Origin of the sequence: Bacillus sp. JJ1521 (assembly GCF_036965165.1) — a bacterium.
Classification (GTDB): Bacteria; Bacillota; Bacilli; order Bacillales; family Bacillaceae_L; genus Ferdinandcohnia.
Genome location: NZ_JBALOX010000010.1, coordinates 1,857 through 19,377, shown reverse-complemented (window position 1 = coordinate 19,377; position 17,521 = coordinate 1,857). Strand labels below are relative to the sequence as shown.

Genomic DNA, 17,521 nt, shown 5'->3' with positions numbered 1-17,521 from the left:
GATGGGTAACGATTGTGTTTGTTCCTTCTTTCATTACCGTGAATTCTACAACTGCCCCACCGCTAGCAGGAAGCATAACTGTTTGTAGTCCTTCCATATGATTGTATGGGTTACCATCGATATACACATCGTCAAATATTGTACCTACTACGTGGAAAGAGCTCACTTCATTTGGACCAACGTTGTTAACGTATAGTCTAACTTTGTCGCCAACTTTTGCAAGTAGTGGTGTTTCTTTTAATGAGAACGTATCGCCGTTTGTATTTAAGTCGCCTTCTTTAAGTGCTTTTGTTGAAAATACTACTTGGCTAGGTACACCGTTTGTCATGTCATCTAAATCGTTGTATTTGTACCATTCGTTTTGGATAAGAAGGTATTCTCTATCAATCTCGTTATCTGTTGGATAACCGTTTTTCGGTTTTACAATAATGGTTCCGTGCATGCCATTTGCGATATGTGATAATACTGGTTTTGTACCACAGTGATACATAAAGACCCCAGGTTTGTTAGCTGGATAAGAGAATGTACCAGTCTCATCTGGCATTACATCAATGAAATCTTTTGAAGGTGCTGCATGTACTGCATGGAAGTCCATGCTGTGCGGAACCGCTGGATCAATATTTTTTAGTGTAAAGTTAATTGTGTCACCTTCATTTACAACTACGACAGGTCCAGGTGCTTCACCATTAAATGTCCAAGCTTTATAGGTGTAGCCTTTGTCAATCTCAATGTCTGTAATTTGTGAAGTCATTTCAACGTTTACTTCATTTTCTGATACTCTTTCGACTTTTAATGGAACAGGCTCTTGGTTAAGGTCCTTGTGTGGTGCGATGAGATTCCCATTGGTTGATTCTGAGGCAGTTGTTTGTACTTCAACCTTTTTTTCTACTGCTACGTCTTGTTTCCCACAACCTGCTAAAATAAGTGATGTTCCAACCAAAGATGTGACTAACCATTTCACTTTCTTGTTCATAATTTTTACCCCCTTGAACTTGGTTTTAATTTGGTTATTGATTGCTTTCTACACTTCTATCATATTCGGCGGGGGACCCCCAAAACGTGATATAAATCACGTTTTTGAAGGTAATCTGTGTACAGTTTGTGAAAGGGTGAGCATGTATACACCGTTCCAATAGTGGTAAGGGTTTAATCGATTTCAAAATGCCGTTTTTAGTCAAAGTTCCTTCACAAATTTGGCCGTTTTTTCCTGAGTAATTCTTCTTCTAATTTACGGGTTTTTTGACCGGATGATTGTCATGTTGACTTAACAAAAATCTAAACATTAGATGTATAGCAAAAGGGTATGTGGGTATAATGGTGGTTGAAAAGCCCAATTTTTCCTATTTTACTTGAAGTTCTTGCACAAATTCTATACAATACTGAATATAATCATAAATAATGAAACGTTGAGAAGGAGTAGTAATGTTCTATACACGTGTTAGAGAGTTGACGGGTGGTGCAAGTCAATCGTTGATGAACATGAACTCGCCTTTGAGTAATAAGCATGAAATGCGAAGAGCAAACTAGTGTTTATCGTCTTAATCCGCGTTAAGGATGAATGAAGTGAGTGCACAATTTGTCACTAATGTGGGTGGTACCGCGGGAAGAATACATATCCTCTCGTCCCTTTTGGGATTAGGGGTTTTTTGTTTTTTTTATAGGTTTTTTAGTATTTGTAACAGATTAAGGAGGAAGTCTTATGAGTTTTAATCACCAAAAGATCGAGAAAAAATGGCAGCAGCACTGGGAACAGAACAAAACATTTAAGACAACTGAGGACAAAGGGAAACGTAAATTTTATGCGTTAGACATGTTTCCATATCCTTCAGGTGCTGGACTTCACGTAGGTCATCCGGAAGGCTATACAGCGACCGATATTTTAGCAAGAATGAAGAGAATGCAAGGGTACAATGTTCTTCATCCAATGGGATGGGATGCATTCGGTTTACCAGCTGAGCAGTATGCGTTAGATACCGGAAACGACCCTGCTGAATTTACCGAGAAAAATATCAATACGTTCCGTCGTCAAATTAAAGAACTCGGATTTTCATATGATTGGGATCGGGAAGTGAATACAACTGACCCAGCTTACTATAAATGGACACAATGGATTTTCACAAAGCTATTTGAAAAAGGTTTGGCATATGTGGATGAAATTCCTGTTAACTGGTGTCCTGCATTAGGAACTGTTCTTGCTAATGAAGAAGTCATTGATGGAAAAAGTGAACGTGGTGGTCACCCGGTTGAAAGACGTCCAATGCGACAATGGGTACTAAAAATTACTGCATATGCTGAGCGTTTACTTGAGGATTTAGAGGAACTTGACTGGCCGGAAAGCTTAAAAGAAATGCAGCGCAACTGGATTGGTCGTTCTGAAGGAGCGCATGTAACCTTTAAAATTGATGGACACGATGATACTTTCACTGTATTCACAACTCGTCCGGATACTTTATTTGGTGCTACTTACGCGGTACTTGCTCCTGAGCACCCATTTGTTGATAAAATTACGACGCCTGAACAAAAAGAAGCGGTCAAAACTTACGTTGATAAAATTAAGAGTAAGAGCGATCTTGAGCGTACTGACTTAGCAAAAGATAAAACAGGTGTATTCACAGGGGCCTATGCTATCAACCCTGTAAACCAAGAAAAGATGCCAATTTGGATCGCAGATTACGTCCTAATGAGCTATGGAACAGGTGCGATTATGGCGGTTCCAGCCCATGATGAGCGTGACTATGAATTTGCTCAGAAGTTTGAATTACCAATTAAAGAAGTCGTTGCTGGTGGAGATGTTTCGAACGAGGCATACACAGGCGACGGTGAACATGTAAATTCAGATTTCCTAAATGGATTAAATAAAGAAGAAGCCATTACGAAAATGATTGAATGGCTAGAAGAAAATAAGATTGGAAAAAAGGAAATTACCTACAAATTGCGTGATTGGTTATTTAGCCGCCAGCGTTATTGGGGTGAACCGATTCCTATTATCCAATGGGAAGATGGAACAATGACTACCGTTCCAGTAGAAGAGCTTCCACTTATGCTTCCAAAAACGAAGGAAATCAAACCTTCAGGGACCGGTGAATCACCACTTGCAAATATCACTGAGTGGGTAAATGTAGTTGATGAGAAGACCGGCAAAAAAGGACGTCGTGAGACTAATACAATGCCACAATGGGCTGGTAGCTGCTGGTACTACTTACGTTATATTGATCCATATAATAAAGAAGCTCTAGCAGATCCAGAAAAATTAAAAGAATGGTTACCAGTTGATATTTACATCGGTGGTGCAGAGCATGCAGTGCTACACTTGCTTTATGCAAGATTCTGGCACAAAGTTCTATATGATATTGGTGTCGTTTCAACGAAAGAACCATTCCAAAAGCTTTTCAACCAGGGGATGATTCTTGGCGAAGGAAATGAAAAAATGAGTAAGTCAAAAGGAAATGTTGTAAATCCTGACGACATCATTGAATCTCACGGTGCAGATACACTTCGTTTATATGAAATGTTCATGGGACCACTAGATGCTTCCATCGCTTGGTCAACAAATGGACTTGATGGTTCTCGTCGATTCTTGGATCGAATTTGGCGCTTGCTTGTCGATGACAATGGTAACATATCACTAAAAGTAAAAGCAGATTCAAACGATACTTCACTTGAGCGTGTGTATCATCAAACAGTGAAAAAAGTGACAGAAGACTACGAAGCATTACATTTTAATACTGCAATTTCACAACTAATGGTGTTCATTAATGATGCTTATAAAGCTTCTGAATTACCAAAGCCATTCATTGAAGGCTTTGTAAAATTACTTTCTCCGATTGCTCCACACCTTGCTGAAGAGCTTTGGGAGAAGCTTGGTAATACAGGATCAATTGCTTATGAATCTTGGCCAGCATTTGATGAAGCGAAATTAGTGGAATCCGAAATTGAAATTGTGATTCAAGTGAATGGAAAAGTAAAAGCGAAGCTTCATGTTCCAGCAGATGCTTCAAAAGAAGCACTTGAACAAATAGCGATGGGTGCAGACCCAATTAAGGAACAAATCGAAGGTAAAACGGTACGTAAGGTAATTGCAGTACCAGGAAAGCTTGTAAATATTGTAGCAAACTAATAAATGTAGCCCCTCACAATTTGTGGGGGCTATTTTTTTAGGGTAGTTATTTCAGAGTATTTTTAAGAATACTGTCACTATTTCAGAAATACTGTCACTATCCCAGAAATACTGCCACTAATTCAAATTTACTGTCACTATTTTAAAAATACTGCCACTAACAAAAAAACGAACTCAAAATTGGAATCTTTTCTTTACAAAAATAGGATACCCATTTGGAGTACCCTTAAAAATCTATTCAACCATTTCGGACTGTAGATAATGATAAATTAGTTTTGTCGTATTTTCGATTGAATCTTTATGTGTACGTTCGAATGCATGAGAAGAGTCAATCCCAGGACCAATTAGTCCGTGGATGATATCATGACCAGAACGAATTGCTGCTGAAGCATCAGAACCATAATAAGGATAGATGTCTAGTTTATAACCGATCTCATGTTTTTCGGCAAGCTGAACAAGCTTTTTACGGAATGCATAATGATATGGACCGCTCGCATCCTTTACACAGATTGAAACTGTGTATTCATCTGTTGATTGACCATCACCCATTGCCCCCATATCCACTGCTAAATATTCTACCGTTTCAGGTGTGATGTTGGAGTTACCGCCATAGCCGATTTCCTCATTATTTGAAATTAGGAAATGAGTTGTATATGGAAGCTCAATATTTTCGGCTTTGATTTGTTTAATCAATTGAAGAAGGATGCCAACACTTGCCTTGTCATCTAGATGGCGTGACTTTATAAAGCCGTTTGATGAAACTTCTACACGTGGATCAAATGAAACAAAATCACCAACCTCAATTCCAAGAGCCCGCACTTCATCCGCATTTTTTACTTTTTCATCAATACGGACTTCCATATTTTCTTGGTTGCGCTCCGCTTTTCCGGCATCCTTGTATACATGAACGGATTGCTGATGCATCAGGATTGTACCCGTATAGAATTTTCCAGATGAAGTTTCAATTCGGCAATATTCGCCTTCAATGGAGTTATATTTGAAGCCGCCAATTAAATCTAGCTTTAATCGACCACTTGGTTTGATTTCTTTTACGATTGCGCCTAGTGTGTCCACATGGGCAGTGAGCATGCGGTGTTTTTGTGTATCTTTTCCGGGAATGGTAGCAATTAAACCGCCTTTGCGATTTCTGTATGTATCCACATTTACTTCTTTTAGAAGCTTTTCTACAAATGTAATGACTTCATTTGTGTTTCCAGATGGACTTGGAATCGAAACGAGTTCTTTTATAAGTTGAATAGTTTCGTCAGTATTCGGATAAGTCAATGTCTTTTCCCCCTTGTTTTAAACTATTTAAATCATACTCTTTTTGAAAAAGAAATTCTAGTTTAGAGGGATTGCGTAAAATTTTGTTAGGTACTTTAGCTTTGATATAATGTTCAAGATAAGTAATGGAAAGGATGATTCGATGTTTGAAGAAATCACAACCGAGGAACTGAAGCAGAAACTTGAAGAAGGCGAAAAGCTAAATCTTGTCGATGTTCGTGAAGATGAAGAAGTAGCAGGGGGCATGATACCTGGTGCAAAGCATATAAAAATGATGGAAATCCCAGAAAACCTTGATTATTTTGATAAAGATACTGAATACATCATTATTTGCCGTTCAGGTGGTAGGAGCTTCAATGTCTGTGCATACCTAGATGATCAGGGCTATAAGGTCGTAAATATGGTTGGCGGGATGATGAATTGGACAGGTGAAACGAAATAATAAAGTATATCTGATTAGGATTTAGCGTGAATTCTTATATGAATTCACGTTTTTCTTTTTGTTTAAAACAACACAAATATATTTAAAAGTTTATTGAAAAACAATAAAATATTTGCTAAAATAATTCTAGAAATTATATAATTGTAAATGAAAGGGGTAAGGTGGTAACAATGACACTTTTTTTATTGCTCGGTATATTGTTATTAATGATTGTGGGGATTAATCGGAACAAGCTTGGAAATTTTATTGGACCAAATAATCGGATTGTAAAAAAACTATCAGGCTATGATTGGTTTCAAAACCCATGGTTAAACGGGTTATTTTTATTTGTTTTAAACGGACTTTTGTTTGGTACGACTTTACTCATAATCTATGGAACAGGCTTGTTAATGATCCCTTACATCCATTTGTTCTTTATGGTTGCGGCTGTGATAGTAAGTTTGGTTTCCTGGATGATTGTTTTACATGCTTGGAAAGGTAATAAAAAGGGGGGGATTTTAAGAGGTTTTATCGGAAGCAGTTTTTATTTAATTCTTACTCTTGTTTTTGTCTACATGATTGTTACACTTGAACCACAATTTCCAGGTGACGATACATTTATGGCATTTATCGGTCTTGTCATGGGCATCACTGTAACTTTAGTCGCTTTCATAACCTGCTTTTTATTTACGGGTTTGTTTGAAAAAAAGGAAACCTTCTAATTTTCTTAAGGAAGAATAAGTGAAGACATTTAGATAAAAAAGGAAAAGGTCATAACATAAATGCTAGATAAGATAAAACGATTCAACCTTTGGCTTCCTTTTTCGACTAATCCTAGAAAGGGACGACGATTTGAAATATATAAAAGGGTTACATGTCCTAGTGTTACTTTTTCTGATTTTAATTGGCCTTTTCCCTCGTTAGGCATTAGCATGTTCATGTGCTCAACCGGCATCAGTAAAAGATGAGTTAAATAGAAAGACAGCCGTTTTTTCTGGAAAAGTGATTGAACTTCTTAATGACAATAAATATTCCTGCATTAAATCAAGCGGGACCCAATTAATGAAAGCTGGAAAGGGACCAATACTCTGGATTTTTTATTAGTAAAAGAATAAAAAAACTAGATTATAAGCTTAACATTCTCAAACTCTGTCAATACTAGTGATGGAGGTGGAGTTTGTGGCATTAAAAGTGAAGGTTTTTGATGAAGAACATGAAGAAGATTTAGAGCATAAGATGAATCGTTTTTTTGAAAAAGTGGATGAACAAGATATTGTTGAGGTTAAATTCCAGGTTGGGGTTTCCTGTGACCAAGAGGATGACCAAATATTTTGTTTTTCTGCGATGATCATATACAGAGCCTAACCCACAAAAATTACTGTGAGTTAGGCTCTGTTTTAGTTTTGAATGGTGGTTGCTAGCTTTCCTGCGTTTTCACCTGCTAATCTACCTGTCACAAGGGCTGATGTGATATTATAGCCGCCCGTATATCCGTGAATATCAAGGATTTCACCACAGAAAAAGAGTCCCTTCATAAACTTTGATTCCATTTCCTTTGGATGAATTTCCTTAATTGAAACCCCACCACCTGTTACAAACGCTTTTTCAATTGGTAGTGTCCCGTTAACCGTGAACTGAAATTGTTTGCAATCCTTAGCAAAGGCACGTATGTTGTCATGAGACAGATTTGCAATGGTTACTTGTGGGTCGATTTCATTTTTCTCTAATAAAAATAAAAGGTATCTTTCTGGTAAAAATCCTTTTAAAATATTTTTTAAGGCTTTCTTAGGTTCATCTTTTGCTTGTTTTAAAATCTGCTGAAAAATTTGCTCTTCGTTCATTGATGGGAGTGCATCAATACTTATGACTACACGGTCAACATGGAACTTCTTCATCGTTTTTACAACAAATTGGCTACAGCGTAAAACAGCTGGTCCTGAAATTCCAAAATGAGTAAACAGCATGTCCATTTGATGGGTGATTACTGTTTTTCCTTTAGGATTAAGGACACTAACCGCAACATCCCGTAGTGATAGACCTTGTAAGGTTTTGTTTTGAATGAATTCCTCGTCGGATGTCACCGGAACTTCAGTTGGAAATAGATCTGTAATTGTATGACCAGCTGCTTCTGCCCAAGAATAGCCGTCTCCGGTCGATCCTGTTTGGGGAACTGATTTACCGCCGACAGCGACAACAATACTTCTAGTCTCTTTGTATTCACCATTTTTTAAATGAACACCAGCAACATGTCCATCTTTATATTCAAGCTTAGCAACAGGTGTGTCTGTTTCGATTTGTACATCTAACGAATTGAGCTTCGTTAGCAATGCATCAACGACAGATTGGGCTTTATCGGTTGTCGGAAACATCCTACCGTGGTCCTCTTCTTTAAGTTGAATCCCTAATTTTTCAAAGAAAGTAATAATATCTTCATTGTTAAAAACGGAAAATGCACTATATAAGAATCGTCCATTCCCTGGAATATGCTTAATGATTTCATCGATGGGGAGTCTGTTAGTGACATTGCAACGCCCTCCACCTGAAATTGCAAGCTTTCTTCCAAGCTTATTCCCTTTATCTAAAAGAAGTACCTTCGCTCCTTGCTCACCAGCAGCTATCGCAGCCATTAAGCCCGAAGGACCACCTCCAATTACAATTACATCATACTGCAAATAAAACACTCCTTATAATCAAATGCGCCAAGGCGTATTTGCGNNAGACGTTGCCACAGGAAGTGGGCGCTCTTAGTCTTTGATCTTAAGTTCGAAAAATTTCCTTTGAAAAATCGTGGCATCCGCCGGAGGCTATAAATTTATTCAACCCCTGGTTGAATAAATTTATAAAAATCGTTTGCGAACCTCTGGAGGAGGAAGCATACAGCTTTCCTGTTTTCCAAACCATTTATAACGATTATTGGCAATTACATGATAAAATATATCCCGAATAGGTGCTGGCACGATTTTGAAAATCACAAGTAGTTTGTAAACACCTTTTAGATTACGACAAACCCTTAGTGCAGCACTTGATTTTGTAAAATAACGACCATCTTCAATTAATACGAAACTATTAATGTCCTCAGGAATATGATGTTTTTTCAATAATGCCTTTCCAGCTTCACTTTGAAGAGATGCAAAATGGTATCGTTGTTTCGAATCTCTTTTCAGGATAAATTGCACACTGTTATTGCAAAAATGACAAACGCCATCGAACAATATAATATGATTCATGGCTTTTCACACTCCTATAGTTTCTTCTCTACATCATATCATAGGAACAGAGCATGTAATAACGTTGAATTTCAAAGCTAACAAGTCTAAACTATACATGATAAACCTAAAGAAACCTACATGTCATGAAACAGACAAATAATTTTAGTTAAATGAATTTTATAAATATGATAAACTTGATTAGTTACTCTAACTTTATTCAGATAAATAAATATTATTATACTGTTATAAATGGTATAAATGTTTATATAGAAGTCGTGCTCCACCATGGCTGAATAAAGTTAAGCCTCCGGCTAATGTCATAGACTTTAGATGAAATTTTTCGAACATAGGATTAAAGGCTAAGAACGCCACTTCCTGTAGCAACGTCTTTGTGACCCACCTCATGTGGGCCTAAAAAATCTGGACGCAAATACGTCAAGGCGTATTTGATTTGAAATAATGATTGGGGATTTTATATGTCAGATTCGAAATTACTGCGTGGGACGTTCGTCCTTACCCTAGCTACATATATTTCTCGAGTACTTGGAATGATTTATGTCTTTCCATTCGTATATTTAGTTGGAGATATAGGTTCTGCCCTTTATTCTTATGGGTATGCACAATATACTATCTTCTTATTTATATCAACAGCTGGCATTCCAGCTGCTGTATCAAAATTTGTTTCGAAATATAATTCATTAGGTGATTATCATACCGGGATAAGGATGTATAAATCCGGACTTATCGTAATGGGCATTACCGGTCTATTAGGCTTTATCATCCTAAACATACTTGCACCGATTCTTGCGCCAATTGTTCTTGGTGGTGAAGATGCAACAAATACGGTTGAAGATGTTACATATGTCATTCGAATGGTGAGCTTTGCCTTACTTGTTGTTCCAATTATGAGTATTCAACGAGGCTTTTTCCAGGGACATCAATCAATGGGACCAACTGCCGTTTCACAGGTTGTGGAACAGATTGTTCGTATACTCTTCGTTCTTTCGGCAACCTTTATTGTGATGAAGATGATGGATGGTGATATGCCTTTTGCGGTTGGACTAGCCACTTTTGGGGCATTTATTGGAGCACTTGGTGGATTAGCGGTACTTCTTTGGTATTGGTTTAAGCGAAAACCATATTTAGATGAAATGCTTTCAAAAAGTAGAATACAAACGGATATAACCACTAAGGAAATGTTCAAGGAACTCTTCTCTTATGCCGGGCCATTTGTACTTGTAGGACTTTCAATTCCACTTTATCAATATGTTGACCAACTGACCTTTAACAGGACAATGATCGAAAACGGAATTGAAAAACATGTATCAGAGGGATTATTTTCATATGTCACATTTATGGTTCCAAAATTAGTCATGATTCCCGTATCGTTGGCAACAGCTTTTGGTTTGACCCTTGTTCCAACCATTACGAATTCATTCACAGCCGGTGATTTTACACAACTTCGAAGTCAAATTGAAAAGACATTTCAAATTTGTGTCCTGTTGGTCTTACCGGCAGTTGTTGGTTTATCGGTATTAGCATATCCGACTTTCAATGCGTTATTTGAGATGAATGAGGCAGGTGGCCGAATTTTACGATGGTACGCACCTGTAGCGATTCTATTTTCGTTTTATACGATATCAGCAGCTATTTTACAAGGAATTAATAAGCAGAAATTTGCGGTTGTGAGTTTGTTTATGGGACTCTTTCTCAAAATCGGTTTCAATAGTATGTTTATTACCTGGTTTGGTGAGATTGGTTCAGTTCTAGCAACTGCTTTAGGATACACGGTAGCCATTTCGTATTGTTTCTGGATGATTTCAAGGCATGCAGGATATAGTTATTCACTGTTTGCAAGAAGATCGCTTTTAATGGCTATTTTTGCGACTATGATGGCATTGTCAATTTTCTTAGTTGAATGGTTATTATCATCTATTGTCAGTTACGAGGATGGCAGAGGACAGTCAGTCCTTGTTTTGATTATCGGGGTTGCTGTGGGAGCTGTTGTGTACTTATATTTAGCATACCGTTCACGCCTATTAGAGGTTCTACTAGGTAATCGATTTGCATTTCTATCAAGGAATAGGAAAAAGGCTGTAGAGTAAGTGACAGCCTTTTTTTCGAATACTTTTGTGTATGGGTTACGAGTTGTCCCGGATTAGAAGGTTCTAAAGCTGTTATCTTGGTAATCACGAAATCCTAAACGGCGCTCAATTCGATCAACACGTCGATCTAAGCGATCAATTTGGTTATCTAGTCTCAGTACTTGGCGTTCAAGTTGCTCGAGACGACGGTTTACGTTGGCACCGCCACCTCCAGGGAATCCTGGGGAGAAGCCCTGAGGTTGCTGACGATAATCATAATAATACATAGTGGTATCGCTCCTTATCTTTTTAAAATTACAGTAATAGTGTATGTTAAGAGGGCGTTTGTGCAATGAATAATACGCCTATTCTAATAAAGATAGGAATTCGCACAGGTAAAGGAGGCAATTGAAATGCGAATTGATAAATTACTTGCCAATCGAGGCTTTGGAAGTCGAAAAGAGGTTAAAAGCTTATTAAAAACAGGATCCGTTCAAATAAATGGCATATCGGTCAAAGATTCGAGTAAGCATGTAAAAATCGAATCAGATACAGTCACCGTTCAAGGTGAAGTAATTGAATACAAAGAATTTATTTATTTAATGTTGAATAAACCTCAAGGGGTCATTTCCGCCACTGAGGATTACCTTCATGATACAGTCTTAGATTTGTTAGAAATGGAAGATACGGTCTACAAGCCTTTTCCGGTGGGGCGGTTGGACAAGGATACTGAAGGGTTGTTGCTTTTAACGAATGATGGGCAGCTTGCGCATCAATTGCTTTCTCCAAGAAAGCATGTTCCGAAAACGTATTTGGCCATCATTGAAGGTGAGGTTACCCTAGAGGATGTGGAAGCTTTTCGAAACGGAGTTACCCTGGACGATGGATATGAAACAATGCCAGCGGTTCTTACCATCATAAGCAGTGGCTTACGATCTGAGATTGAAGTCATCATTGAGGAAGGTAAGTTTCATCAAGTAAAACGAATGTTTGAAGCGGTTGGAAAGCGTGTTGTCTATTTGAAAAGAATTAAAATGGGGCCTTTACCACTAGATGAAACACTTGAGCTTGGTGAGTATCGCGAGCTTACAGATGATGAGGTAATGCTATTAAAAAATTATACGAAAAACGAAGAAGGGCTGTCATAAAGTGACAGCCCCTCTTTTATCAGAATCTAATTTCTCCATATGTATCTGTATGAAAAGGCCTTCTATTTGTGAAGTTATTTGCTACCTTCTTCATGTGCCCCTCGTTTAGTGCTACGATATTTTGACTTTCTTCTTTGTGATTGTCCATTTTCCTCGGCTAGGGCTGCGAACCAAATCATTATATGCTAACACATTCAAATCACGCTGAATGGTTCGTGATGTAATTCCAAATTCATCAACAAGCTCCTGTGTTGTTACAGTCCCTTTTTCGTTAATAAACATGTAGACTGATTTGATACGAGTTAACATACGGTTTGTTGAAGGTTTCAAAAAACCACTCCTTATCATTTTTGTACATGATCAACATGCCTCAGTCGTACCTAAATTGATATCCCAAAATAGCGTTTTGTAATAGATTTTCGTTTTTTTAAGTGAACAATCGTATATATATGTCCCATCTCACCTCATTTCTTTACAGGTGCGTTTGCTATATATATATAGTTGTATCTGAATAGTATGACTATTTCTACATAAAATTTCAAGAATCAACAATATACTTCTATTATTATCATAAATTATTTCTACTATTCTGTTTTTTACATTTTTATTACAGTTTAGTAAAGCTTGTCCAAAATTAGGGAACCTTTTTTCAGGGATTTTCGTATGTAATGGTGGAGGGATTGTTGATGACACAGACATTATTAGAAGTCGCAATACAGAATTCTGGTTACGAAGAAAATAATAAGATTGTGGAGGACCTTTCTTTTTCAATCAACCGCGGTGAAATCGTAGGGCTTATAGGACCAAATGGAGCTGGGAAAAGTACAACAATTAAAACGATTCTCGGATTATTAGAAAATACCAATGGAAAAATTGATTTTATCAATAACCATACATATGCGTATATCCCGGAAAGACCGATTTTCTATGATGAACTGACATTATGGGAGCACCTTGACTTGGCTGCAGGTGTGATGGAAATTGAGGACGCCAAATTTAATGAAAGGGCCATGAAATTAGTTAAGCTCTTCCATATGGAAAAAGTGATTCATAAGCTTCCAAGTACATTTTCAAAAGGCATGCAGCAAAAGGTCATGCTCATTACTGCTTTTCTCATAAAACCCGAAATTTATATTATTGATGAACCATTTGTCGGATTAGACCCGATGGCGATGCAAGATTTTTTAACCCTTATTGAATTGGAGAAACAGCGTGGTGCCGGAATCTTGATGAGCACACATGTCCTGGATACAGCCGAAAAGGTATGTGATCGTTTTCTATTGGTTGCGGGTGGGAGAATAAAAGCTCAGGGAAAGCTTGATGATATCCAAATGAAAGCCAATCTGCATGAAGGCTCGCTTCTCCATTGCTTTAACAAAATTGTGCAGGGTGAGACGTCCAATGAATAAAAGTTTGTTTGTTAGCCGTCTGCGTAAGGAAATGGCATATCAATGGGGAGTATTTCGAAGTGTAGTGGACTGGACGATTTTTTTATATTTATTCATTCCTGCTATTGTGATCGGGGGTTACCATTATTTTACATGGTGGTCTGAAATTCCAAGTTGGGTAAATCCTTTTCCGCTACAATTTATATTTAGTTTACTATATCTGTTTAGCTGGCAAGGCCGGATTCGGACATTTTTGGAGGAAGCGGACCAATTATTTTTACTACAAAAGCGCCCCCTCGTTACAGCATTAAAGAAATGGACAAGGAATCTATATGTGTCCGGATATAGTTTAGGAATACTGATTTTAATTGTTATATTAGCCCCTTTTTTATTCAATCATTACCATCTATCGTGGTTAACAATCCTTATCATAACCTTTTATTTTATAAGCTTAAAGGCACTTATTCTTGGGTTGAGACAGTACCTAGATGGTATCGGATCAACGTGGAAAAAAGGCTTTTACACGATTCTGCTTTTTATTGGATTATGGTTATTCTCTATAACACTTGTAATTTGGACCCTTGATACGTCAGTCTTCATTTTATTTACCTTCAGTCTTATTCAATGGTTTTTATTTTTATTGAACTCCTCAAGAAGGACAAATAGGCTTACAACATTTTCGACTGATGTGGGCATAGAAAAACAAGCAAAGCTTGCATATGTAAACAGTATTTTTGTTTTTTCGGAATACGTGGAAAAAGTACCGAGTCAAAAGAAAAGGAGTCCACTGTTTTATCGAAATTCAAAACGAATTTTTAAAAACCGTAATCGCAGTAAAAGCTTGCAAGAAATATGTATTAAAGTATTTTTCCGGAACAGGTCTTATTTATTTCAATGTCTCCAAATCACAAGTGTTACCACGGCAGCATTGCTTATTATCCCACCAATTTGGATTAAAACTTTAATCTTTATTGGCTTTATTATCATTCTAAGAATGTGGATTAGGATTGTTTGTAATCGGATTATGTCTAATCATTTTATCGTCAACGTAAGAAAAGATGATATTATTCGTGTTCAAACGGAACACTATATTGTAAATTTCATTTCGCTTCCTGTAATATCAATAGTGGGACTAATATTAATCATGATCATACTGTAAGGAGAATTCAGATGGAACAGATTAATTGGCTAGAAGAAGTAGAAAAACGTAAAGACCAGCTTATAAAAGATACTCAAGATTTTTTGCGAATAAAAAGTGTCCTTGATGAAGAAAATGGGACCCCAACTGCTCCATTTGGAGCTGGGATTGATGAGGCATTGCATTATTTATTAGATAAAGGCAGTGAGGATGGCTTCACTTCGAAAAATCTTGATGGATATGCAGGTCATCTTGAAATGGGTTCCGGAGAGGAATTAATCGGGATTTTATGTCATATTGACGTTGTTCCAGAAGGAGATGGCTGGTCCAGTGATCCATATGGTGCAGAAATTCATGATGGAAAAATCATTGCTAGAGGCTCCTTAGATGATAAAGGACCAACAATGGCTGCGTATTACGCGATGAAATTGATTAAGGAATTAAACCTACCGCTATCTAAACGTGTTCGAATGATCATTGGAACAGATGAAGAAAGTGATTGGCGGTGTGTTGACCATTATTTCAAGCACGAAGAAATGCCGACAATGGGTTTTGCGCCTGATGCCGATTTTCCAATTATTTATGCTGAAAAAGGAATTGCGGATTTTGATTTAGTTCAAAAATCGGACATTCCTGCTGCGGGCGAACTTCATTTAGTGTCATTTAGTTCAGGTCGACGCTATAACATGGTTCCGGATTTTGCTGAGGCTAAGCTTGAAGGTAAAGGAAATTTACTTGAAATGGTCAATGAATTTCAGGAGTTTTTAGACAAGAACTCATTAATGGGACGGGGCATTTGTGATGAGGATACTGTTATTTTTCAGTTAGAAGGTGTATCAGCACACGGCATGGAGCCAGATCATGGGAAAAATGCCGGCCTATATTTGGCATCCTTTTTACAAGGGTATTCATTAGACGAAAAAGCAAAGCATTATTTGGGTACTGTGAATGAGTATTTTGTTGGTGACTCAAGGGGCAGAAATTTAAATGTTGCTTATAGCGATGACATAACAGGAGATTTAACCATCAATGTTGGAAAGTTGTCTTATTCAGCTACTGAAGGTGGCAGACTTGGTTTAAACCTACGATATCCTGTAACAAATGATATGGATGGTACAAAAAAGAAACTTGAGGACGTATGCAAGAAAATTGGCTTCGAACTTGAGAATTACAGCAATTCTGCACCGCACCATGTGGATAAAAAACATCCATTGATTCAAACCCTTCAAAAGGTATATGAAGAACAGACAGGTGAAGAAGCGACGCTAGTTTCAATTGGTGGAGGTACATATGCAAGATCCTTAGAAGCAGGTGTTGCCTTTGGACCATTGTTCCCAGGTCGCCCTGATGTTGCCCACCAAAAGGATGAGTTTATTTTAGTGGATGACTTAGTGAAAGCAACCGCTATCTACGCTCAGGCAATATATGAATTAGCGAAATAATAGAATGGAGTAAGCCCGCCGTGGTGGCGGGCTTTTGTGTTGTATTTTGTTAACGTCGATAGAAATGGATTATCGCCGATAGAAAGAAAATAACGCCGATAGAATCAAATCATCGTCGATAGAACAGAAATAACAACGATACAAAAAAACTTCCAAAGATTTCACGAAATATTAGAAGGATTTTAGCAAATTTTGTAGAAAAAGAGTTATCAATAATAAAGGAGTTGGTTTAATGATCAAAAAAGAACTTGAAATGCCACTTAGATTACGAAAATTGGAGGCGCTTCTTAGAAGATTAGATGAACATCATCCAAAATATGCAGAAATTCGCGAAGAATACGGAAAAAGAATGTCCGGTTATCGTGGCGAGCAATCTTTAAAGTATTACCTAAGCTTTTTAAAAGAAAAAGAGTATCTTGCACTTCATAATTTACGCCTTCCTGATATCTCCGGTGAACATTTCTTTGAAATTGACATACTTCTAATATGCCCAACCTATATTCTAATTGTTGATGCTAAAAATTTTCGCGGTGAACTTTATTTTGATGGGAAGTTTGAGCAACTTATTCAAACCGTTGACGATAACAAGAAGGCATACTCCTGTCCAATTTCACAAATCAATAGGCACCAGATGCAATTAAGACGAATGTTACAATTCTTGAAATTCCCTCCAATCCCAATTGAAACCTTAGTCATTTTTACAAATTCTTCTTCTATAATTTCCGCAAGTAATGATCACAAACAAATTCATAAAGTAATAAAAAGCCAAAGTTTTCTTTCAAGAATAGATCTATTTGAAAAAAGACATAGAAAAGAAATTTATGAGAAAAAACAAATTCAAAGATTGTCAAAATCACTTTTAAAAAAACACACTCCATTTGATGAAAATATCCTCGAGCAATTTGGGATCAAAGAAAATAAAATAATAAAAGGTGTAAATTGCCCCAAATGTGGAAAAATCCCAATGAAAAGGTCAAAAAGGTCCTGGACCTGTTCCTCATGCTTGTATTCCTCGAAAGAAGCGCATATAGATTCTATAAAGGATTTTCAACTGCTCATCGGAAACACAATAACTAATAGTCAATTAAGGGATTTTTTAAAATTAGATTCATCATCTGCCGCTAGGCGCATATTAGTTACTCTAAATTTAAAACACTCCGGTACCCTAAGACACAAAGTGTATTATTTCACATAAGCCTATTCCTAACTGAGTTTCCCTTTACCCGTAAGTTTGCTAAAATGATAAAGTGAAACTTCAATCAGTGCAATCACTGATTGTTAGTTGAGGCC

General features: G+C 37.2%; 16 protein-coding genes and 1 other annotated feature. Of the genes, 10 read left to right on the top strand and 6 right to left on the bottom strand.

The genetic code is table 11. The annotated features are described in order from the left end of the window. On the bottom strand, positions 1-973 hold a 973-nt coding region (locus tag V7147_RS01980; RefSeq protein WP_335366179.1), incomplete at its 3' end, for a multicopper oxidase domain-containing protein. A gap of 424 nt (positions 974-1,397) precedes the next feature. Continuing rightward, positions 1,398-1,631: a binding site (T-box leader), on the top strand. Between the two features lie 68 nt (positions 1,632-1,699). Between V7147_RS01980 and leuS the strand changes: the two genes are divergently transcribed. Further along, complete coding sequence (leuS, locus tag V7147_RS01975) at positions 1,700-4,117, top strand: leucine--tRNA ligase (RefSeq protein ID WP_335366178.1); 2,418 nt, start codon at positions 1,700-1,702, stop codon at positions 4,115-4,117. Between the two features lie 234 nt (positions 4,118-4,351). Here the strand turns inward: leuS and V7147_RS01970 are convergent, their stop codons facing one another. Beyond that, positions 4,352-5,401: a M42 family metallopeptidase gene (locus V7147_RS01970; RefSeq protein WP_335366177.1), complete on the bottom strand. Its 1,050-nt coding sequence runs from the start codon at positions 5,399-5,401 to the stop codon at positions 4,352-4,354. A gap of 142 nt (positions 5,402-5,543) precedes the next feature. Between V7147_RS01970 and V7147_RS01965 the strand changes: the two genes are divergently transcribed. The 3 genes from V7147_RS01965 to V7147_RS01955 all read left to right on the top strand — a co-directional run bounded on the left by V7147_RS01965 (position 5,544) and on the right by V7147_RS01955 (position 7,187). Further along, on the top strand, positions 5,544-5,843 hold the full coding sequence (locus tag V7147_RS01965; protein ID WP_335366176.1) for a rhodanese-like domain-containing protein: 300 nt from the start codon (positions 5,544-5,546) through the stop codon (positions 5,841-5,843). A 170-nt stretch (positions 5,844-6,013) separates the two neighbouring features. Further along, positions 6,014-6,544, top strand: coding sequence for a hypothetical protein (locus tag V7147_RS01960; RefSeq protein WP_335366175.1), 531 nt, complete (start codon positions 6,014-6,016; stop codon positions 6,542-6,544). A gap of 457 nt (positions 6,545-7,001) precedes the next feature. After that, the gene (locus V7147_RS01955; protein WP_335366174.1) at positions 7,002-7,187 is read left to right on the top strand and encodes a sporulation protein Cse60; all 186 of its coding nucleotides are present in this window, start codon (positions 7,002-7,004) and stop codon (positions 7,185-7,187) included. 32 nt (positions 7,188-7,219) lie between these two features. Here V7147_RS01955 and V7147_RS01950 read toward each other — a convergent pair whose 3' ends face one another. Both V7147_RS01950 and V7147_RS01945 read right to left on the bottom strand, forming a co-directional pair. Continuing rightward, positions 7,220-8,494 carry an NAD(P)/FAD-dependent oxidoreductase gene (locus V7147_RS01950; RefSeq protein WP_335366173.1) on the bottom strand — a complete coding sequence of 425 codons (1,275 nt, stop codon included), beginning with the start codon at positions 8,492-8,494 and terminating at the stop codon, positions 7,220-7,222. 165 nt (positions 8,495-8,659) lie between these two features. After that, positions 8,660-9,049: a thiol-disulfide oxidoreductase DCC family protein gene (locus V7147_RS01945; protein WP_335366172.1), complete on the bottom strand. Its 390-nt coding sequence runs from the start codon at positions 9,047-9,049 to the stop codon at positions 8,660-8,662. Positions 9,050-9,507: 458 nt separating this feature from the next. Here V7147_RS01945 and V7147_RS01940 point away from each other — a divergent pair, with 458 nt between their 5' ends. Further along, positions 9,508-11,136, top strand: coding sequence for a putative polysaccharide biosynthesis protein (locus V7147_RS01940; RefSeq protein WP_335366171.1), 1,629 nt, complete (start codon positions 9,508-9,510; stop codon positions 11,134-11,136). A 53-nt stretch (positions 11,137-11,189) separates the two neighbouring features. On the opposite strand, the gene V7147_RS01935 is transcribed toward V7147_RS01940, so the two are convergent. Then, complete coding sequence (locus tag V7147_RS01935; RefSeq protein WP_438824527.1) at positions 11,190-11,468, bottom strand: hypothetical protein; 279 nt, start codon at positions 11,466-11,468, stop codon at positions 11,190-11,192. Between the two features lie 60 nt (positions 11,469-11,528). Here V7147_RS01935 and V7147_RS01930 point away from each other — a divergent pair, with 60 nt between their 5' ends. Further along, positions 11,529-12,263 carry a pseudouridine synthase gene (locus V7147_RS01930; RefSeq protein ID WP_335366170.1) on the top strand — a complete coding sequence of 245 codons (735 nt, stop codon included), beginning with the start codon at positions 11,529-11,531 and terminating at the stop codon, positions 12,261-12,263. 111 nt (positions 12,264-12,374) lie between these two features. Here V7147_RS01930 and V7147_RS01925 read toward each other — a convergent pair whose 3' ends face one another. Beyond that, positions 12,375-12,593, bottom strand: coding sequence for a DeoR family transcriptional regulator (locus V7147_RS01925; protein WP_010678476.1), 219 nt, complete (start codon positions 12,591-12,593; stop codon positions 12,375-12,377). A 356-nt stretch (positions 12,594-12,949) separates the two neighbouring features. On the opposite strand from V7147_RS01925, the gene V7147_RS01920 reads away from it, so the two are divergent. The 4 genes from V7147_RS01920 to V7147_RS01905 all read left to right on the top strand — a co-directional run bounded on the left by V7147_RS01920 (position 12,950) and on the right by V7147_RS01905 (position 17,426). Then, positions 12,950-13,672, top strand: a complete 723-nt coding sequence (locus V7147_RS01920) for an ABC transporter ATP-binding protein (protein ID WP_335366169.1) — start codon at positions 12,950-12,952, stop codon at positions 13,670-13,672. Beyond that, positions 13,665-14,810 (top strand): ABC transporter permease, encoded by a 1,146-nt coding sequence (locus V7147_RS01915; RefSeq protein ID WP_335366168.1) that lies wholly within the window; start codon positions 13,665-13,667, stop codon positions 14,808-14,810. Before V7147_RS01920 ends, V7147_RS01915 begins: the two co-directional genes overlap by 8 nt. An 11-nt stretch (positions 14,811-14,821) precedes the next feature. Continuing rightward, on the top strand, positions 14,822-16,231 hold the full coding sequence (gene pepV, locus V7147_RS01910) for a dipeptidase PepV (protein ID WP_335366167.1): 1,410 nt from the start codon (positions 14,822-14,824) through the stop codon (positions 16,229-16,231). Between the two features lie 232 nt (positions 16,232-16,463). Next, the gene (locus V7147_RS01905; protein WP_335366166.1) at positions 16,464-17,426 is read left to right on the top strand and encodes a nuclease-related domain-containing protein; all 963 of its coding nucleotides are present in this window, start codon (positions 16,464-16,466) and stop codon (positions 17,424-17,426) included. Positions 17,427-17,521 lie beyond the last annotated feature (95 nt).